This window comes from Rhodococcoides sp. S146-33 (genome assembly GCF_059489205.1).
In genome coordinates, this window is sequence record NZ_JCAJWY010000002.1 from 625,196 (window position 1) to 644,424 (window position 19,229).

Sequence of the window (19,229 nt, forward strand, 5' to 3'; positions counted from 1 at the left end):
GGTCCTTCTCTTCTAGTAAGTGTCCGGAACCTTGACTTCGGTGGACGCGGTGAGTGTTTTGCCCTGGAAGAAGTCCTTGTTGCCCACGAAGCACAGCAGCATCAGCGGGATTCCGAGTACCAGCATTCCGACGCCGAGGACGAACACTCCGCCGATCGATCCGTAGACGGTGTAACCGTAGTCGGGCTTGATCATGTCGATGGCACTCTGGACGAACGCCCAGGTCATCGACAATCCGCCGAGCAGCGGAAAGATGCCGCGCATGAACAGGTTCCGGGCGGACGAGAACAGCGTTCGGCGGAAATACCACGTGCATGCGTACGCGGTGATGCCGTAGTAGAACGCGACCGCGAGCCCGAGCGAGGCCACCGAATCCTGCAGCGCATTGGCGCTGACGAAGGTGAGCACGAGGTAGAACAGCAGAGCCGCCGCGCCCATCACGAGTGTGCCGAAGCCGGGCGTCATGTACTTGGGCTGGACGCTGGCGAACCGCTTGGGAATGGCCTCGTACACGGCCATCGACAGGGTTCCTCGGGCCGTGGGCAGAATGGTTGTCTGAGTCGAGGACAGAGCCGAGATCGAGACGGTCAGCAATAGCAACGACGCCACGATCGAGCCCGCGACGGGATCTCCGAGGATGGTGAGCACGTCGTCGACGTTGTCCGGGTTGTTCAGGCCGATACCGGTATCGCCGAAGCCGGCGAAGGACTGCACGGCGTAGCCGACGAGAACGTACGTGGCGACGAGGATCAGCGTGGTGATCACCGCGGCGCGTCCCGGCGTCTTCTCGGAATCTTTCGTTTCCTCGCCGACGGCCAGGCAGGCGTCCCATCCCCAGTAGATGAAGATGCACAGAATGATTGCCTGGGCCGCGTCGGACATCGTCACCCCGGTGGGAACCAACCAACTCCACTGGGGCGTGATGGCCTGAGGTCCGGCGGTGCCGGTCCCCACCTTGACCAGTGCCGTCACCGACACCCCGATGAGTACACCGAACTGCACGACCAGCAGTACGTTCTGCATGCGTTCGCTGATCAGGATGCCGCGGAAACTGACGTAGGTCATCGAGGCGATGAAGAACGAACCGAGTGCCACCTTGGCGGCAGTGGACTCCGCCAAGTCCGAGAGGCCGAGGAACTCGAACAGATAGATGGCAGCGATCTCGGCCACGTTGGCGAGCACGATGATCGCCGAGACCGCCAGCCCCCATCCCGCCATCCAGCCGACCCACGGGCCGAACGCCTTGGTGCCCCACGTGAACGATGTTCCGCAGTCCGGGGTGTCGCGTCCCAATTCTCGGTAGGCGAAGGCCGTGAGCAGCATCGGGACGAACGCGATGAGGAACATCGACGGTGCTTTGTCGCCGACGGCCAGGACGACGTAGCCGAGGGTGGCGGCCAGGCTGTAAGCCGGCGCCACCGCCGACAGTCCGATGACGATGTTGCCGACCAACCCGAGAGCGCCGGTGTTGAGTCCTTTACCCGGAATGGTGTTCGGCGGTTCCGCAATCGACATAGGTCTCTCCGAGGTTCGAGTCGACCGAGGACGTCGGAAGGAGACCCGACAGAATCGGTCGCGTGTGTTGGATGAACACTACGATTTCCGTCGCCGATCCGCTGTGTATCGACGGAATTGTTTTCATCGGAGTAACAATGCAACGAAATAGGTCGCATAAGCAGCACGGTTCGCCGGAATCCGCGGACTCGCCGTGTGGCTCCGGCGGACGCGCGGACGCACGGGCTGCGCGCTACCGTCGACACATGAGCACCACGGAGAACACACAGTCTTCGATCGGTGGCAGTGCGCCACTCGATCTCGCGTCGATCAGGACAGCTCCGAAGGCATTGCTGCACGATCACCTCGATGGCGGACTTCGACCGCAGACCGTGCTGGAACTGGCCGACGAGTGCGGTTACGACGGACTTCCCGCCACCGACGGCGCAGCATTGGGCACCTGGTTCCGCGAATCCGCCGACAGCGGCTCGCTCGTGCGCTACCTCGAAACGTTCGCGCACACGGTCGCCGTGATGCAAACCCCCGAGGGCCTGTTTCGGGTGGCGCGCGAATGCGCCGAGGATCTCGCCGACGACGGCGTCGTGTATGCCGAGGTGCGCTTCGCCCCGGAGCAGCATCTCGAACGCGGACTGACCCTCGACGAGGTCGTCACCCACACACTCGCAGGTTTCGAGGCGGGAATCTCCGCAGCCAAGGTGCGAGGCAAGAACATCACGATCGGCACCCTGCTCACCGCGATGCGACATGCAGCCAGGTCGCGGGAGATCGCCGAGCTGACGGTTCGATTCCGCGATCGCGGTGTCGTCGGCTTCGACATCGCCGGTGCCGAAGCGGGCTTTCCTCCCAGCCGCCACCTCGACGCCTTCGAGTACATGCGAGCAAGTAACGCGCACTTCACCATTCATGCGGGTGAAGCGTTCGGGCTGCCGTCCATTCAGGAAGCAGTGGCGTTCTGCGGGACCGACCGGCTCGGGCATGGAGTGCGGATCACCGACGACATCACCCGCGAGGCCGACGGCTCGCCGACGCTCGGTTTGCTGGCCGCATACGTTCGTGACACCCGTATGCCGCTCGAACTGTGCCCGAGCTCCAACGTGCAGACCGGCGCGGTCGAGTCGTTGGCGACACACCCGTTCGATCTGCTTGCACGCCTGCGCTTTCGGGTCACCGTGAACACGGACAACCGGTTGATGAGCGACACCTCGATGAGTCGCGAGATGGTCAAGCTCGTCGAGACGTTCGGCTACGGGTGGAGCGATCTCGAGCGGTTCACCATCAACGCGATGAAGTCCGCGTTTCTACCGTTCGACGAGCGACTGGCGCTGATCGACGACGTGATCAAGCCCGGTTATGCGGTCCTGATCGGCTGACCTCCGTGCGAGGTCGCGCACTACTTCTTGCGGAGCCGACCCTCGAACTCGCGCTCGAGCGCGCGCCACGCTTCGGCCTCGACGGCGAACGGCGCGCTCGGAGCGAGCCGATCGGGGCTCGGTTCGAGTGTGTACGACACGTACCAGCCCAACGGCGTGGACGTGGCAAGCGCTTCCTCGACTGAGTCGTCGCCGGCGAACTCGGCTGCATCGGTGAACAATTCGACGGCCAGATCCAGTTGATCCGCGTCGACGGCAGTGGGGCCCTCGGCCAGATCGTCGGCCAGTCCGGGTAAGACGTACACGTTGTCGTCGGTGATCGAGATGTCGAGCGAGCCGTCGATCGCGGCGGTCTGAATGTCGGAGAACGTGCTGACCTGCGCCAGATCGTGATCGTGATCGTCGGCCAGGTACCGGGCGAGCGAGCGCTCGGAGCCGAAAACGCTGATCGCACCGCCGCGGCCGAGGAACACCGGTTTGTCGCCGAGGTAGCAACGCAGGGTGTACAGAGTGTCGTCCGAGGTGATGATCCGGATCGGATCGATGCCGACAGTGGTCCAGAACGTCTCCTCGGCGGCCGCCGCGGCGATCGGATCACGATCGACATCCTCGTCGTCGGAATCGTCGTCGTCGGAATCGGAGTCGATGTCGTCCGTGGCGTCATCGGCGTCGACGGCGTTCTCGGCCGCCGCTGTGATCTCTGCTTCCGCTACGGCAACGGCAGCGGAGTCGACGTCGGGCGAGGTGACGATGGAGTCGACTGCGTCCAGTACGTCGTCCCAGTGTTTGGCGACCGCAGCTCCGATGCGATCCCACAACTCGGCTCCCTCGCGACCGAGAAAGTTCTCGACGCCTCCGCCCACTGCGCCGACGAACGAATTTGAACCGAAAAAGCTTGTGACGGGACGCAATTCGCATACATCGCCGATGGAGGCGACGATGTCGAAGGTTGCCTGCAATTCGGCGAGGACGTCGGCTTCGGGGTCCGAGGCCACCAGCTCCGGTACCGCAACCAGATCGAAGCGATGCAGATCGTCGGGCTCGAGCTCGTACGCAGCCAGAGCGGAGACCACCGGCCACGACGGGTGGTCGGTGAGATCGTTGTCGTCGTCGGATCGGACGAACGCCGCAAGTTCAGCGACGGTCGAGAATCCGTACAGATCTTCCTCGTGTCCGAGGAATGCCTCCCATTCGTCGTCGCCTTCTCTCCACTCCGGTGCCCAGAGAGTCGAGAAGTCACCGGCGGTGAGACCGAGTTCGATCGGGATGATGTCTCCAGCCATGGCGCGAAGCCTATCTCAGGAGTCTGTGAACGATGCCTGCAGACTTTGCAGGATGTCCGCTCGCTGGTCGAGGGCTCCAGCGGCGGCCTCGGCGGCCACCGAAGTGATCGTCGAGGCGAGTGCGCGAGCGGTCACCGATCCGAGGTTCTCGGCGAGTTCGAGTTCGACCATGGCACCCGATCCATCGGCGACGACGGTCGCCAGGTTGTCGGCAGAGGTGACTCGAAACCTGATGCGGTCCAGCCGCTCGTGAGTCTCGCGCAGGGTATCCAGACTGTGCTGGGCTCTGCCGACCAGAGCGTCCAGTTCGGTGGTGTGCGCGTGGGTCATACCGGCCTCAGCCAACTCGCGGGCGCAACGTCGTCGGCGAGGTCCTCGTTCGCGGCGGCCGCGACTCGGGCGCTCGTGGGTAGTCCGAGGCGATCGAGAACCTCGGCAGGAACGCCGTCTTCGGCCAGCACGGTCCGGCGTCGGGCGCGAGCTGTGGCGCTCGCCCGTTCGCATTGCTGCAGAATTGTCGCTGCCAACACGGTTCCGCCGTAACGCATTTCGCGGTCATCGATGGCGACTGCGATCGGTAGCCCGTGTTCGGTGGAGCGCACCGTCACCGATCCAGATCTGGTGCCCGACACCGCGGTGAAGGTCGAGTCGGTTGTTGCCTGGCCCGTCATCAGGTCGCCTCTCATTCGGTCGGACGGTAGAAGCCGGCGTAAGTGCGGCCGCCGAGCCCACGACGGATGCTCCGGTGCCGGCATCGGTGAGGGCATACGAGACGGCCGATGCCGTGGCCGCGGACCCTATGCTGGCCACCGCTCCGGCCAAGCGCACGACGGCGTCCGTATGCGCAAGATGGGTACCGGCGGCGGCCCCCAGAAATTCTTGTCCGATCAGACCGAACACCGGTGCGAGCACGGCGGGCCCGCACGCAGCTGCGGCAGCACCCGCCGCGGCGATCTGTTGGGCCATGGTCGACGCCACCGCACTGTAGGCGAGGACTCCCTCGGTATCGACGACGAGTTCGGCCATCAGTGCCCCCTGAGAAAAGCAATCGATTCACGGCCGCCGAGTGCGACGCCCAACTTGTTCGACGCGGATGCCCGGCATTCGGTTCCCCTGACTTGCCGTTCGCGTCCGACCCCCGAAGTCCTATCCTGGACGGCATGGAAACACACGTGGTCGACCACCCACTGGCCGCAGCACTGCTCACCACGATGCGGGACGAGCGCAGCGACAATGCCACGTTCCGGACGGCTCTTCGCCAACTGACCCACATGCTGGTCTACGAGGCCACCCGAGACGCCGCCATCGACACCTTCGAGGTGCGCACCCCCGTCGCCGTGACCGAGGGCACCAGGCTGGCTCGCCCGCCGCTGCTCGTACCGGTTCTGCGTGCAGGTCTGGGCATGGTGGAGAAGGCCAGCAGTCTGATCCCGCAGTCCGGCGTCGGATTCGTCGGGATGGCCCGGGACGAACAGACGCATCAGCCCGTCCCGTACATGGAGTCCTTGCCCGACGACCTCTCGCAGACGCCGGTTTACGTGCTGGACCCCATGCTGGCCACCGGCGGTTCCATGGTGCACACCATCGAACTGCTCGTCGGTCGCGGTGCAGCGGAGGTGACGGCCATCTGCGTCGTGGCCGCTCCCGAAGGTGTTGCCGCGCTCGAAGCCTCGGGTCTGCCGGTGCGATTGGTGGCAGCGAGCATCGACGACGGCCTGAACGAGAATGCGTTCATCGTCCCCGGTCTCGGTGACGCGGGCGATCGTCAGTTCGGTCCGCGCTGACCGGCAGTCCCGCGGCGAGGTTGGTGCTGGGAGTCTCGTGGCCTTCGGACGCGTCCACCAGTCCGAGCCTGCGGTTGCTCGACGTCGATACAGAGCAGCTCGAGTTCCTCGAATTGGTCGGACGCAGACTCGGTTTTCGTGCGCTGGGTTCCTCGACCGATCGCTACTGCACCGGGCGAACGGCCTTCAGGGCAGACGGTCCACCGCGCTACGTTCCGTGCCCCGGTAGGAAGCGGGCTGTCGGGGCGAGTCAGTGCGAGGCGTGCGCCGGCAAGGACAGCTTCAGGTTCGTGCACACCGTGCATCGCAGCGGCTTCGTCTCGCGTGATCTGGAAAAGCATGTCATGCAGCCACATTGGCTCTATCTGGCCGCTTTTGCCAACGGAGCCTTCAAGATCGGCACGGCGGCCGACACACGCAAGTGGGGCCGGCTCGCCGAGCAGGGGGCTATCAGTGCGCGGTACGTCGCCCACGCCGACGACGGGAAAGCGGTTCGGGTGGCCGAGGATCTCGTGACCGAGTCGATGGGGCTTCGGCAAGCAGTGCGATCCACGGTGAAAGCGGCCTCGCTGTGTCTACCGATCGACGTCGGGAAGATCGACGCCGCCACCGCCCGCCGCGCAGCACAGGTCCGCGAGATGTTGTCCGGCGCGGGCATCGCTGGGTGCACTCCGATCGACGATCGGTGGACGCCGCCTGCTGGTCGTGAAGCGTTGAGCGAGAACGTCAGTCGCGTTGCCTACCCCGCGGATGTCGCGACCGGATCCCACGGACTCGCGATCAGGACATGCGTCGGGCAGGCGGTGATCGCGACCGTGGACAACGACACCTACGTCGCGGATCTGGCAGCACTCAAGGGCCGGCGAATAGAACTCGGGGCCTTCACGTCCGATTTGCCTGCCGTGCAGTCCGCCCTCTTCTGAGGGTTCGTCGACGCCTAGAGGTGCTGGGCGAAGTCGGTCAGTTCGGCGAGGATTTCGCCTGCTGCTGTCCGTGCTCTCGGCAGGTCCTCTGGGCCGTCGACCGGCTCGATCACTTCGAGGTAGGCCTTGAGCTTGGGTTCGGTACCGGACGGCCGCACGATCACCCGTAGCCCCGGTCCGCTGATTTCGACTGCGTCGGTGCGCAATTCGTCGTCGCGCTGGGCATAATCCTGAACGGCGACAGCGCGGCCGGCCAGTGTCGTCGGTGGTTCACTACGCAACCTGCGCATCATGTTCCCGATCTCGGCGAGGTCCTCGACCCGCCGCGAGACCTGCGCACCCAGGTGCACCCCGAACTCGACCGCGAGCTCGTCGAGTACGTCGAGCAGAGTGCGACGATCCTGCTTCAAGCCGGCGGCCAGATCTGCGAGCACCACCGCCGCCGAGATACCGTCCTTGTCGCGCACCACATTCGGATCGACGCAGTGCCCGATCGCCTCCTCGTAGGCGTACACGAGGCCGTCGCCGGCGCGGACCAACCACTTGAAACCGGTCAGCGTGCGGGCATAGCGGGCACCACGCGCCGGAGCGAGTGCAGAGAGCAGCTGCGACGAGACGATGGTGTTGGCCACCAACGGGTCGGCCGTCGAACCGCTCAGCACGTAGTTCGCGAGCAAGGCTCCCGTCTCGTCCCCGGTCAGCATTCGCCACCCGTCCGGCCCCGGAACTCCGACCGCACAGCGATCGGCATCGGGGTCGAGGGCGATCGCGATATCGGCGTCGATCTCGGCCGCAAGAGCGAGCACCGCATCGGCGGCACCCGGCTCCTCGGGGTTGGGGAACGTGACGGTAGGGAAAGCCGGGTCGGGCTCGAATTGCTCCTCGACCACCTGAACGTCGCGGAAACCTGCTCCACGCAGCGCGGCGGTGGCCAGCTCGCCGCCGACGCCGTGCAGTGCCGTGAGAGCGATGCGGAGATCTCGGCGAGTCGAACGGGGCAGTGCAACAACCGAATCGAGGTATCGCGCAGCGATGTCGCTACCACTGGGTTCGACGATCGAACGGGGAACGTCGACCGCGTCACCGGTGGCGGCGATCAGCGTCTCGATCTCCGCGTCACTCGGCGGGATCAGTTGCGAACCGCCGCGAAGGTACACCTTGTAGCCGTTGTCCGCCGCGGGGTTGTGCGACGCGGTGATCTGCACGCCGAGTTCGGCTTCGAGGGCCCGTACCGCGAAGGCGACGACGGGAGTCGGGAGCGGTCGAGGCAGCAACACCACCGAAAAGCCCTGAGCGGTCAGGGTTTCCGCGGCCGCGAAAGCGAACTGTTCGGAGCCGGTTCTGGCGTCGCGACCGACGACGACGGTAGAGCCGCCGAGGCCCTTCTCGATCAACCAGGCTGCGATACCGGCAGTGGTCTTCACCACCACCGCGACGTTCATGCCGTTCGGTCCCGCGCGTACCGGTCCTCGCAAGCCCGCCGTCCCGAACGTCAGGGGGCCGCTGAACCGATCGGCGAGTTCGGCATGGGACAGGCCGTCCAGTTCGTCGCGGGTAGCGGGGTCCGGATCGCCGGCGATCCAGCGCTGCACGCGTTCGGCGAGCTCCTCGGTCACAGTCGAGAGACCAATTCGTGCAGCAGGGCACCCATTCGGGCAGCGGAATCCTTACCGGCAGCGAGTACTTCGGTGTGGTTCAGGTGCTCGCCGGTCATTCCGGCCGCGAGATTGGTGACCAGTGAGATGCCGAGGACTCGAGCGCCCTTCGCCCGCGCGGCGATCGTCTCGTGCACCGTCGACATACCCACGAGGTCTGCGCCGAGAGTGCGTAGCATCCGGATCTCGGCGGGCGTCTCGTAGTGGGGGCCGGGTAGACCCGCGTAGACGCCGTCTTCGAGCGACGGATCGATCTGGGTTGCCAGAGCGCGAAGTTCGGGTGAGTACGCGTCGACCAGATCGACGAACTCGGCACCGACCAGAGGCGAGCGAGCTGTGAGGTTGAGGTGGTCGGAAATGAGGACGGGCTGCCCGACGCTCATGCCGTCGCGGATTCCGCCTGCGGCATTGGTCAGCACGACGGTGGTCGCGCCTGCGGCGATCGCCGTGCGCACGGGGTGCACGACGCGTCGCAGGTCGTGACCTTCGTAGGCATGGGTGCGCCCCTGCAGCAGCAGGGTGTGGGTGCCGCCGACGTCCACCGAGGTGATGGTGCCGGAGTGACCCGATGCCGACGGCGGCGCGAAACCGGGCAGGTCGGCCATACGCACGGTCGCGGTGGGGGAGCCGAAGACGTCGGCTGCTGCTTGCCAGCCGGAGCCGAGGACGATGGCCACGGAGTGGGTGTCGACTCCGGTCGCCGCGGCGAGAGCGTCGGCGGCGGTGCGTGCGGCCCCCTCGGGATCGGTCACGGGGTCGGTCTCATGTGCGTCGGTGGTTGCCACGATGAACAACAGTAGGAGATCGACGCGATGGATGTGCGACCGATGGAGGTTGCCACCAGCAAGTTACTCCCGAGTAGTATCCGCTGCATGCCTTATCTCGAACGCGACGGCGACGTCCATATCCTGTTCCTCGGTGCCCAGGACGGCGCGAACAACCCGGAGAATCGATTCCACCCGGACTGGATCGACGCCGTCCACGCGCTGCTCGACGAGGTCGAGGCGTCGACCGGTCCGGCGGCACTGGTCACCACGTCGGCGGGCAAGTTCTACACCAACGGTCTCGACACCGATTGGCTCTTCGCCAACCTGGACAAGATCACCTGGTATCTCGATCGCGTCCACACGCTCTACACCCGCTTGCTCGCCTTCCCGATGGCCACCGTCGCTGCTGTGCAAGGCCACGCGTTCGGAGCCGGCGCGATGCTCGCCACCTCGCACGACTTCCGCATCCAACGCGTCGATCGCGGCTTCTACTGCTTGCCCGAGGTCAACCTGAACATGCCGTTCACCGTGGGAATGTCCGCATTGATCAATTCCCGGCTTCCCAAGCAGACCGCCGTCGACGCCATGACGACCGGACGCCGTTACGGCGGTGCCGACGCGCTGGCCGCGGGAATCGTCGAGTCGACTGCTCCCGAGGAATCGCTCGTCTCCGACGCAGTTGCCAAGGCTTCGGCACTGACCAGCACCCGGGGCGCGAACCTGGCGGGGATCAAGAGCCGCATTCACGTGGACCTGCTGGCCGCGCTGAACACCGCAACCGACGACAGCAACTTCAGCTTCGGAAAGTAGGCGCCTCGTCTCTTTCTTCAACTCGGCACAGCCGTTCCGACTCTCGGCCACGCTAGTGACACACTGTCTCTCGTGATCGACGAATCGAACAGCGCTGCGGCGGGCGAGGCGATGGGGCGCGCCCTGGCGACCGTCACGGACGAACTGGTCGCGCTGTCGCACTCGATTCACGCGGAACCGGAGCTGGCGTTCGAGGAACATCGCAGCGTCGCCAAGATTCTCGATACGCTCCGAGCTCACGATTTCGAGGTCGAGACGGCCGTCGCAGGTCTGGACACCGCGTTCACTGCGTCGTTCGGCAGCGGTGATCTGGTGATCGGTATCTGTGCGGAGTACGACGCCCTGCCCGAGATCGGTCATGCGTGCGGACACAACATCATTGCGGCGTCCGCGGTGGGGGCGGCGCTGGCACTCGCTCCGGTAGCCGATGATCTGGGCATCACTGTCCGAGTGCTCGGCACCCCGGCCGAGGAGACCGGCGGCGGCAAGGTGCTGATGCTCGAGCGCGGAGTGTTCGACGGCATCGGTGCGGCTCTGATGGTCCACCCCGGGCCGTTCGACATCGTCGGGGCGACCTCGCTGGCACTGGCCGACGTCGCCGTGAAGTTCACCGGACGCGCCGCGCACGCGTCGGCAGCTCCCGAATGGGGAATCAACGCCGGCGATGCGGTGACCATCAGCCAGGTGGCACTCGGTCTGCTGCGTCAGCACCTGGCACCGGGTCAGCAATTCCACGGCATCGTCAGCGACGGCGGGGTGGCACCGAACATCGTTCCCGGCCATGCCGAGTTGTTGTACTACCTGCGGGCGAACACCACGGAGTCGCTCGAGACTCTGACGACGAAGGCGTTCGCGTGTTTCGAGGCCGGGGCCCTCGCCACCGGGTGCACGCACGAGATTCGTACGGTCTCACCGACATACGCTGCGTTGACGCCGGATTCGTGGCTGGTCACGGCTTTTCGTCAGGAGATCGAAGCGTTGGGCCGATCGCCGTTGGCTCCGGATTTGGAAGGATTTCGCCCGTTGGGCAGCACAGACATGGGAAACGTGACGAATGTTCTACCCGGAATTCATCCCGTTGTCGGACTCGACGCGGGTGGGGCGGTGACGCATCAGCCGGAGTTCGCCGCCGCATGTGTCACCGAGTCCGCCGACCGAGCACTGCGTGACGGTGCCCTCGGTCTGGCCAGGACTGCCGCGCGAGCTGCGGCCGATCCCGGTACTCGGGCCCGCCTGCTCGACGGCGTCATCGCCCGCTCGGCGGGGCAGTCATGAGTACCCGCGAAGACGCGATCGATCGGTGGATCCAGTCGCACACAGCAGATCTGTCTTTGTGGCGGCGGCACATTCACGCCAACCCGGAACTTGCTCGACGCGAGTTCGGCACAACGGCATTCGTGATCGAGCAACTCGAAGCAGCGGGTCTGTCGCCCAAGCCCCTCCCCGGCGGAACAGGGTTGATCTGCGACATCGGACCCGACGGGCCTCGTGTCGCGTTGCGGGCAGACATGGATGCCCTACCGCTGCAGGAGAACACCGGCGCGGCCTATTCGTCGACTGTGCCCGGGGTGTCGCACGCCTGTGGGCACGATGCACACACCACGGTGCTGCTCGCGACGGGTCTGGCGCTGGCCTCCCTGCCGGACCTGCAGTACGGCGTGCGCCTGATCTTTCAGCCCGCCGAGGAGGTCATGCCGGGCGGTGCGCTCGACGCAGTGGCCGCGGGAGCACTCGACGGAGTCACCAAGATCTTTGCGCTGCACTGTGATCCGCGGCTCGAGGTGGGGCAGGTCGGCGTGCGCCTCGGTGCGATCACCTCTGCGGCAGACACCGTCGAGCTGCGGCTGGATTCACCCGGCGGACACACGTCTCGCCCGCACCTGACCACCGATCTGATCTACGCATTGGGCACCGTCATCACCGGCCTGCCCGGAATGCTGAGCAGGCGCATCGATCCGCGGACGAGCACGGTCATGGTGTGGGGAGCGGTGGTCGCGGGCCAGGCCCCCAACGCCATTCCGCAGACCGGCATGCTGACCGGGACCGTCCGCACCGGCGACCACGAGACCTGGGCGTTGCTCGAACCGTTGGTCCGCGACATCGTCACCGGCTTGCTCGCACCCACCGGGGTGCAGTTCGAGTTGCACTACCGCCGCGGCGTACCACCGGTTGTCAACGATCCGGCGTCCACGCACACGTTCGAGAAGGCGATCGGCCGGGTCGGACCCGACGCGTTGGCCGACACTGCGCAGTCCGGTGGCGGCGAGGATTTCTCGTGGTACCTCGAAAGGGTGCCGGGGGCGATGGCTCGGCTGGGCGTCTGGCCCGGTACCGGGCCTCAACTCGACATCCATCAGCCGACGTTCGATCTCGACGAGCGAGCACTGGCCGTGGGCGTGAAGGTGATGACCGGAATCGCGCTGGATCCGAACTAGGGGCAGGGGCTGGATGGCTATCGAAGTGTTGCCGATCGGAATCGTTCGATCCGATCGCGCCGAGGTGGTGGACGACAACTGGGGATCGGTCGAGTCCGTCATCGAACTCGACGAGACCGTGCTCGACGTCGACGCGACTCTCGGTCTTGCCGAGTTCTCTCACCTCGAGGTCGTCTACGCCTTCCATCGGTGTGATCCCGGCGCGACGACCACCGGTGCGCGCCACCCTCGCGGTGATACGGCGCTTCCTCGGGTGGGAGTCCTGGCCCAACGGGTCAAGGACCGGCCCAATCATCTCGGGGTGTCGCGGTGCGAGATCGTCGGCGTAGATGGACTGTGCATCCGAGTTCGAGGTCTCGACGCGATCGACGGCTCACCTGTCCTCGACGTCAAACCGTTTCTGCATTCCATGGTTCCGGATCGGGCGGACGTGACCGAGCCGGCCTGGGTGGCGTCGGTGATGAAGAACTACTTCTGATCCGTCCTTCGCGCTACGAGGCTGTTCCGGGACCGACGTTGCGGCTGTTGCGGGTTCGTAGGTCTCGCACGTATTCGGCTGGGGCACCGGCAATTTCCGCTGCTTCCGCCATCACTCCGAGGTAGCGGGCCGACGGCAGGCCACCTTCGTACGCGTCGAGTACGTACATCCACGCCAGGACCGGCTCACGGCCGGTCTCGATGCGCAGTCTGATCTTGCGGTGAATGCCGAGTTCGGAGCCCTCCCAGCGATCGAGACTCTCCTCGTCCTCGTCGGACACGTCGTAGAGCACGACGAAGACCTGCGAGTCGGGATCTTCGACGATCGTGGCCAGTGCGCCTTCCCAGCCGATGTCGCCGCCGCCGAAGGTCAACCGCCATCCGTGCAGCCACCCGGTTCCCGACAGGGGCGAGTGTGGGCATCGCTGCAACATCTGCTCCGGATGCATGTTCGATCCGTAGGCGGCATAAATTGGCACGTCGGCCAGCCTAAACCGTATCGGTGCCGGTTGACGCGTCGTGGTCCTGTTTCGGTGAGTCGTCGCAGGTACGCCTGCTTCCGGGGTGACCGAAGCCAGCCCTACCGACGCGCCGGGGCTGCCTCTGCAATACCGTTGAGGGGACAAGGCGAGAGAATTTCGAGCACGCGAGAAGAGGATCAATGACCCGGATTGTGATCATCGGTGGTGGTCCGGCAGGGTACGAAGCAGCTTTGGTGGCCGCCCAGCACGGCGGACAGGTGACGCTTGTCGATTCCGACGGTATCGGCGGTGCCTGCGTTCTGTGGGATTGCGTGCCGTCGAAGACGTTCATTGCGTCGACCGGCATACGCACCGAGATGCGTCGTGCCAGCGATCTGGGCATTTCGCTCGATCCATCGCAGGCCGCCGTCGCGCTTCCGAAGATTCACGACCGAGTCAGAAGCCTTGCGCAGGCGCAATCGGCCGATATTGCCCACCGCGTCACCTCGGTCGGCGTCGAAATCCTGGCCGGCCGCGCCGAGATGATCGACAGCCACGTCGGTATGGCCTCGCATCAGATCAAAGCGGTACTGGCCGACGGCGAGGAGCGGATCCTGGACGCCGATGTCGTGCTCATCGCGACCGGTGCCCGGCCCCGCGTGGTCAAGGGAGCCGAGCCCGACGGCGAGCGAATTCTGAACTGGCGTCAGCTCTACGATCTCGAGGCCCTGCCCGAGCACCTGGTGGTCGTCGGATCCGGTGTGACCGGTGCCGAGTTCGTCTCGGCCTACACCGAGATGGGCGTCAAGGTCACCGCGGTCTCGAGCCGTGATCGCGTCCTTCCGCACGAGGACGAGGACGCTGCTCTGGTCCTCGAAGACGCGTTCAACGAACGCGGCGTCACTCTCGTCAAGCATGCCCGGGCCGATTCGGTCGTCCGGACCGAGAACGGCGTTCTCGTCACGCTGTCGGACGGACGCACCGTCGAGGGCAGCCACGCGCTGATGACCGTCGGATCGGTTCCCAACACCTCCGGTCTGGGACTCGAGAAGGTCGGCATCGAACTCGACCAGGGCGGCTACCTGCGGGTGGACCGCGTCTCTCGTACCGCGGTCGCGGGAATTTACGCAGCCGGTGACTGCACCGGGCTCCTCCCACTGGCATCGGTAGCAGCGATGCAGGGACGTATTGCGATGTACCACGCGCTGGGTCAGGCCGTCAGCCCGATCAAGCTGAAGACCGTGGCCTCGGCTGTGTTCACGCGACCCGAGATCGCCTCGGTCGGCGTCGCGCAGTCCAAGATCGACGCCGGTGATGTGCCGGCGCGCGTGGTGATGCTGCCGCTCACCACAAATCCGCGAGCGAAGATGAGCGGGCTCAAGCGCGGCTTCGTCAAGATCTTCTGCCGCCCGGCCACCGGCGTCGTCATCGGTGGCGTGGTGGTCGCCCCGAGCGCGTCGGAGCTGATTCTGCCCATCGCGATGGCGGTGCAGAACAATCTGTCGGTGAACGACCTGGCGAACACGTTCTCGGTGTACCCGTCGCTGTCCGGTTCGGTCATCGAGGCTGCGCGTCAGCTGATGGCGCACGACGATCTGGACTGATCTCACAATGTGAGAATTGCGTTTCATATTTCGGTAGCACATGAGACAGTCGAGGGAGCGGACACACCCGTCCGCTCTCTCCTCGACTCAGCGGATCCGCGGGCCGTTCCCTCGTTCCTGCTGCCCCGGAGTCTCTTTCATGTCTTCTACTCACTTTCCAGCCGGCTTGGCCCGACGCACCGCGTCGCTGTCCAGCTCGGCCATCCGTGATCTTCTTGCCCTCACCGCGCGCGACGACGTCATCAGCCTGGCGGGCGGTCTACCGGCCACGGATCTGATCCCGATCGACCGCATCGCGTCAGCTGCCGAAGCGGTGCTGCGGAGCCCCGATTCCGTCCAATACTGCGAGACCGCCGGTCATCGCACGCTGCGCAGTGTGATCGCGTCCCGAGAGAGCGCCGTGCGTGGGGGAGTGACGGTTCCGACGGACACCGTCGTCGTGACGCACGGATCGCAGCAGGCCCTGACCCTGCTCGCGCAGGCACTGATCGACCCGGGTGCCGTCGTCGTCGTCGACGAACCCGCGTATACCGGTGCGCTGCAGGTGTTCTCGATCGCCGAAGCGCGGATCGTGGCCATCCCCATCGACGCCGACGGAATGGACACCGCCGAACTGGAACGACGGTTGACGGCGGGCCTGCGCCCTGCCGTGGTCCACACGGTGGCGAACTTCCACAATCCTCGCGGGGTCACGATGAGTGAGCAGCGTCGGCGGCACCTCGCCGCGCTGGCCGATCACTACGGATTCTGGGTGATCGAGGACGACCCGTACGGCGAGATCTGGTTCGCCGCAACGGACCCAACGCAGGGTACGGGCGCTCCGCCACCGCCGATAGCCTGTTTCGGTGATCGAGTCATTCGGCTGTCCAGTGCATCGAAGATCCTGGCTCCTACTCTGCGCGTCGGCTGGTTCGTCGCACCGCCCGACGTGTGTGCAGCTGTGGAGCTCCTCAAGCAGGGTGCGGATCTGTGCGGTTCCTCGATGACGCAGCTGATGGCAGCGAACATGCTGGGCGACACTGCGTGGTTGGACACGCACTTGACGACACTGCGTCGCGAGTATGCCTGCCGTGCAATGGCATTGACCGGCGCGCTCGACGCCCAGTTCTCTGGGCTCACGGTCTCGAGCCCGACGGGCGGAATGTTCGCCTGGGCCACGTTCGAGGACGGGACCGACACGAGCGTGTTGCTCGAGGCCGCCCTGGAGCATGGAGTCGCTTTCGTTCCCGGTTCCGCGTTCGCGTCGGCCGAGCAATACGGACGTTCGCTTCGGTTGAGCTTCGCGGGATCGGCCCCGAAGGAGCTGGCGGATGCGGTTCGGCGACTGGGCAGCGCACACGCGGCCATTCGAGTGCCCTGAGCGTCGTCAGCAGGTTCTGCGCCTGGCGGACCTGGGACGGTAACCTGACATGCACGCAGTGTGCCGGGGTTTTTCGACGGATAGGGAGCGTCACAGTGAGCAACCGATCGAACACGAAGTTCCTCGGACCGACTCAGCGGGTGGAGGCGTGGGATCAGCTCGGAACCGAGCAGTTCGACGTCGTGGTCGTCGGCGGTGGCGTCGTCGGCTCCGGTGCGGCCCTCGACGCGGCGACGCGGGGACTGAAAGTAGCTCTGGTCGAGGCGCGAGATTACGCGTCGGGTACCTCGTCTCGGTCGTCGAAGATGTTCCACGGCGGTCTTCGCTACCTCGAGCAGCTCGAGTTCGGTCTCGTGCGCGAGGCGCTGCACGAGAGGGAACTGTCGCTGTCCACGCTTGCACCGCACCTGGTCAAGCCGTTGAAGTTCCTGTTTCCGCTCACCCATCGCCTGTGGGAGCGCCCGTACATCGCCGCGGGCATCTTTCTCTACGACCGAATGGGTGGGGCCAAATCGGTTCCGCAGCAGAAGCATCTGACGCGTTCCGGCGCATTGCGGATGTCGCCCGGCATCAAACGGAAGTCGCTGATCGGCGGAATTCGGTACTACGACACCGTCGTCGACGATGCCCGGCACACCATGACGGTCGCCAGAACGGCTGCTCACTACGGCGCGGTGGTTCGCACATCCACCCAGGTCGTCGGGTTCCTCCGTGAGGCAGATCGGGTGTCGGGTGTGCGAGTCCGAGATTCCGAGACCGGTGCCACCACCGAGGTGCGCGCACACGTGGTGATCAATGCCGCCGGAGTGTGGACCGACGAGATCCAAGCCCTGTCCAACATGCGCGGACGGTTCCGGGTAAGAGCCTCGAAGGGCGTGCACATCGTGGTGCCCCGCGATCGAATCGTCAGCGAGGCGGCGATCATTTTGCGCACCGACAAGTCCGTCCTCTTCATCATCCCGTGGGGTGCGCACTGGATCATCGGTACCACCGACACCGACTGGAATCTCGATCTTGCCCATCCGGCCGCGACCAAAGCCGACATCGACTACATCCTGGGTGAGGTCAACGGCGTGCTCGTCACCCCGCTCACCCACGAGGACATCGACGGTGTGTACGCGGGCCTGCGGCCGCTGCTGGCAGGCGAGAGCGACGAGACCTCCAAGCTCTCCCGCGAGCACGCGGTCGCTCGCGTGGCGCCGGGACTGATCGCCATCGCCGGCGGCAAGTACACGACCTACCGAGTGATGGCCGAGGACGCCGTCGATCTGGCCGCGGAGGACATCCCGGTCCGGGTGGCGTCATCGATCACCGAGAAGGTGCCCCTCGTCGGTGCCGACGGCTATTTCGCTCTGGTCAATCAGGCACCGCATCTGGGCGAGATGTACAACTTGCATCCGCATCGGGTGACGCATCTGCTCGATCGATACGGTTCGTTGATCGACGAGGTGCTGGCCATGGCCGACGGCAAACCCGAACTGCTGCAACCACTCACCGATGCACCGGCATACCTCCAGGTGGAGGTGGTGTACGCAGCTGCCGCGGAAGGCGCGTTGCATCTGGAGGACGTGCTGTCGCGTCGCACCCGAATTTCCATCGAGTACTCGCATCGGGGGATGAACTGCGCGGGTCAGGTGGCAGCGTTGATCGCACCCGTTCTGGGATGGGACGAGGCCATGGTCGATCGTGAAGTCGAGACCTACCGCGCCCGGGTGGAGGCCGAGATCGAATCGCAGCGCCAGCCCGACGACGAGTCGGCAGACGCGCTGCGGGTCGTCGCTCCGGAAGCCCGACAGGAAATCCTGGAACCGGTTCGCGGGTTCTGAGTCAGCGCGCTCGAACCAGTGTCTTCGGTGCGTGAGCCGCCGTCGCGCCGGAGACGGCCATGACCAGCAGGGTGAGAATCGCCAATGTCAACATGGGATCCATGGTGGTACGTGAAGCTGTGAGCAGGCTTGGTCTTCGCTGACAGAACACCGTCAGACGGGTCCGGGTTGGCAGTGCGGGCAGTGGTAGATCTGCCGCTCCTCGAGCGGGTTGTCACCGATCAGGCCGAATTCTATGGTGTTTCCACAGCGTCGACATGGCTTGTTCTCGCGCCCGTACACCCAGAAGTGTCGTCCCGGGCGCCGATCTCCGGTGGTGACACGTTGGTTCCGATCCTTGTTGGCCATGATCAATCGATAGGACAGGTCGATCGTCTTCTTCAGGTCGCCGGCGTCGCCGACCGGTGTACGTGGGTCGACTCCGCGCAGAAAACAGATCTCGTTTCGATAGACATTGCCGAGCCCGGCGATGTTGCGCTGATCGAGCAGCGCGAGCCCTATCGGCCGGGCCGGATCCGATTTCAGATTGGTCAGGGCGGCTTCTGGGTCCCAGTCCGTACCGAGCAGGTCGGGTCCGAGGTATCCGACGGCCTCCTCCTCGTCCTCGATGATGTCGAGCACTCCGAGTTCGAACCCGATGGCCTGCGCGTTCGCGGTGTTCAAGATGATGCGGGCCTGGAACGCCGGGCGACGCCACCTCGCACCGGGTGCATAGACGTGCCAGGTGCCCTCCATCTTCAGGTGCGAATGGATGGAGTAGCCGCCGACTCGAATCAGCAGATGCTTGCCGCGCGACGCGACAGAGTCGACCGTCTTGCCGGTGAAATCCACTGTGGCATAGCGTGGTACGCGCACATCGCAGGTGGTGAGTTGCTGGCCTTCCAGCGCCGCCCGCAGAGTGTTGGCCGCGCGCCAGACCGTATCGCCCTCGGGCATCGGTGTCGGTGTCCTCTCTGGTG

General features: G+C 65.3%; 19 protein-coding genes. 10 read left to right on the forward strand and 9 right to left on the reverse strand.

All coding sequences use genetic code 11. The features are described from left to right. Nucleotides 1–12: 12 nt before the first annotated feature. Nucleotides 13–1,515, reverse strand: coding sequence for an APC family permease (locus AC5WEY_RS11415; protein ID WP_495645981.1), 1,503 nt, complete (start codon nucleotides 1,513–1,515; stop codon nucleotides 13–15). Nucleotides 1,516–1,760: 245 nt separating this feature from the next. Between AC5WEY_RS11415 and AC5WEY_RS11420 the strand changes: the two genes are divergently transcribed. Continuing rightward, nucleotides 1,761–2,885, forward strand: a complete 1,125-nt coding sequence (locus AC5WEY_RS11420; protein ID WP_057475577.1) for an adenosine deaminase — start codon at nucleotides 1,761–1,763, stop codon at nucleotides 2,883–2,885. Nucleotides 2,886–2,905: 20 nt separating this feature from the next. Here AC5WEY_RS11420 and AC5WEY_RS11425 read toward each other — a convergent pair whose 3' ends face one another. The 4 genes from AC5WEY_RS11425 to AC5WEY_RS11440 are packed head-to-tail and all read right to left on the reverse strand — an operon-like array spanning nucleotide 2,906 to nucleotide 5,194. Then, nucleotides 2,906–4,168 (reverse strand): SatS C-terminal domain-containing protein, encoded by a 1,263-nt coding sequence (locus tag AC5WEY_RS11425; protein WP_495645982.1) that lies wholly within the window; start codon nucleotides 4,166–4,168, stop codon nucleotides 2,906–2,908. A 15-nt stretch (nucleotides 4,169–4,183) separates the two neighbouring features. Beyond that, complete coding sequence (locus tag AC5WEY_RS11430; protein WP_495645983.1) at nucleotides 4,184–4,498, reverse strand: YbaB/EbfC family nucleoid-associated protein; 315 nt, start codon at nucleotides 4,496–4,498, stop codon at nucleotides 4,184–4,186. Then, nucleotides 4,495–4,770 carry a hypothetical protein gene (locus AC5WEY_RS11435; RefSeq protein WP_495645984.1) on the reverse strand — a complete coding sequence of 92 codons (276 nt, stop codon included), beginning with the start codon at nucleotides 4,768–4,770 and terminating at the stop codon, nucleotides 4,495–4,497. Before AC5WEY_RS11435 ends, AC5WEY_RS11430 begins: the two co-directional genes overlap by 4 nt. Continuing rightward, nucleotides 4,724–5,194, reverse strand: a complete 471-nt coding sequence (locus tag AC5WEY_RS11440) for a hypothetical protein (protein ID WP_495645985.1) — start codon at nucleotides 5,192–5,194, stop codon at nucleotides 4,724–4,726. Before AC5WEY_RS11440 ends, AC5WEY_RS11435 begins: the two co-directional genes overlap by 47 nt. Nucleotides 5,195–5,328: 134 nt before the next feature. Between AC5WEY_RS11440 and upp the strand changes: the two genes are divergently transcribed. Both upp and AC5WEY_RS11450 read left to right on the forward strand, forming a co-directional pair. Continuing rightward, on the forward strand, nucleotides 5,329–5,952 hold the full coding sequence (gene upp / locus AC5WEY_RS11445) for a uracil phosphoribosyltransferase (protein ID WP_057475572.1): 624 nt from the start codon (nucleotides 5,329–5,331) through the stop codon (nucleotides 5,950–5,952). A gap of 23 nt (nucleotides 5,953–5,975) precedes the next feature. Beyond that, nucleotides 5,976–6,875 (forward strand): DUF2797 domain-containing protein, encoded by a 900-nt coding sequence (locus AC5WEY_RS11450; RefSeq protein ID WP_495645986.1) that lies wholly within the window; start codon nucleotides 5,976–5,978, stop codon nucleotides 6,873–6,875. Nucleotides 6,876–6,889: 14 nt separating this feature from the next. Here AC5WEY_RS11450 and AC5WEY_RS11455 read toward each other — a convergent pair whose 3' ends face one another. Further along, nucleotides 6,890–8,491 carry a phospho-sugar mutase gene (locus tag AC5WEY_RS11455; RefSeq protein ID WP_495645987.1) on the reverse strand — a complete coding sequence of 534 codons (1,602 nt, stop codon included), beginning with the start codon at nucleotides 8,489–8,491 and terminating at the stop codon, nucleotides 6,890–6,892. Next, on the reverse strand, nucleotides 8,488–9,282 hold the full coding sequence (locus tag AC5WEY_RS11460) for a purine-nucleoside phosphorylase (RefSeq protein ID WP_495646531.1): 795 nt from the start codon (nucleotides 9,280–9,282) through the stop codon (nucleotides 8,488–8,490). Before AC5WEY_RS11460 ends, AC5WEY_RS11455 begins: the two co-directional genes overlap by 4 nt. A gap of 120 nt (nucleotides 9,283–9,402) precedes the next feature. On the opposite strand from AC5WEY_RS11460, the gene AC5WEY_RS11465 reads away from it, so the two are divergent. The 4 genes from AC5WEY_RS11465 (at nucleotide 9,403) to AC5WEY_RS11480 (ending at nucleotide 13,020) form a co-directional block, all read left to right on the forward strand. Further along, entirely contained in the window at nucleotides 9,403–10,107 is a 705-nt protein-coding gene (locus tag AC5WEY_RS11465) for an enoyl-CoA hydratase/isomerase family protein (protein ID WP_495645988.1), read from the forward strand. Between the two features lie 111 nt (nucleotides 10,108–10,218). After that, nucleotides 10,219–11,382, forward strand: a complete 1,164-nt coding sequence (locus AC5WEY_RS11470; RefSeq protein ID WP_495646532.1) for a M20 family metallopeptidase — start codon at nucleotides 10,219–10,221, stop codon at nucleotides 11,380–11,382. Beyond that, on the forward strand, nucleotides 11,379–12,542 hold the full coding sequence (locus tag AC5WEY_RS11475; RefSeq protein ID WP_495645989.1) for a M20 family metallopeptidase: 1,164 nt from the start codon (nucleotides 11,379–11,381) through the stop codon (nucleotides 12,540–12,542). Before AC5WEY_RS11470 ends, AC5WEY_RS11475 begins: the two co-directional genes overlap by 4 nt. Nucleotides 12,543–12,555: 13 nt before the next feature. Next, on the forward strand, nucleotides 12,556–13,020 hold the full coding sequence (locus tag AC5WEY_RS11480; RefSeq protein ID WP_495645990.1) for a TrmO family methyltransferase domain-containing protein: 465 nt from the start codon (nucleotides 12,556–12,558) through the stop codon (nucleotides 13,018–13,020). A gap of 13 nt (nucleotides 13,021–13,033) precedes the next feature. Here AC5WEY_RS11480 and AC5WEY_RS11485 read toward each other — a convergent pair whose 3' ends face one another. After that, complete coding sequence (locus AC5WEY_RS11485; RefSeq protein ID WP_032404793.1) at nucleotides 13,034–13,498, reverse strand: gamma-glutamylcyclotransferase family protein; 465 nt, start codon at nucleotides 13,496–13,498, stop codon at nucleotides 13,034–13,036. Between the two features lie 182 nt (nucleotides 13,499–13,680). Between AC5WEY_RS11485 and AC5WEY_RS11490 the strand changes: the two genes are divergently transcribed. The 3 genes from AC5WEY_RS11490 to glpD all read left to right on the forward strand — a co-directional run bounded on the left by AC5WEY_RS11490 (nucleotide 13,681) and on the right by glpD (nucleotide 18,270). Then, complete coding sequence (locus AC5WEY_RS11490) at nucleotides 13,681–15,084, forward strand: NAD(P)H-quinone dehydrogenase (protein WP_057475568.1); 1,404 nt, start codon at nucleotides 13,681–13,683, stop codon at nucleotides 15,082–15,084. Between the two features lie 139 nt (nucleotides 15,085–15,223). Next, nucleotides 15,224–16,444 (forward strand): aminotransferase-like domain-containing protein, encoded by a 1,221-nt coding sequence (locus AC5WEY_RS11495; RefSeq protein ID WP_495645991.1) that lies wholly within the window; start codon nucleotides 15,224–15,226, stop codon nucleotides 16,442–16,444. Between the two features lie 95 nt (nucleotides 16,445–16,539). After that, the gene (gene glpD / locus AC5WEY_RS11500) at nucleotides 16,540–18,270 is read left to right on the forward strand and encodes a glycerol-3-phosphate dehydrogenase (protein WP_057475566.1); all 1,731 of its coding nucleotides are present in this window, start codon (nucleotides 16,540–16,542) and stop codon (nucleotides 18,268–18,270) included. Between the two features lie 153 nt (nucleotides 18,271–18,423). On the opposite strand, the gene AC5WEY_RS11505 is transcribed toward glpD, so the two are convergent. Beyond that, entirely contained in the window at nucleotides 18,424–19,206 is a 783-nt protein-coding gene (locus tag AC5WEY_RS11505; protein WP_495645992.1) for a DNA-formamidopyrimidine glycosylase family protein, read from the reverse strand. Nucleotides 19,207–19,229: the final 23 nt, after the last annotated feature.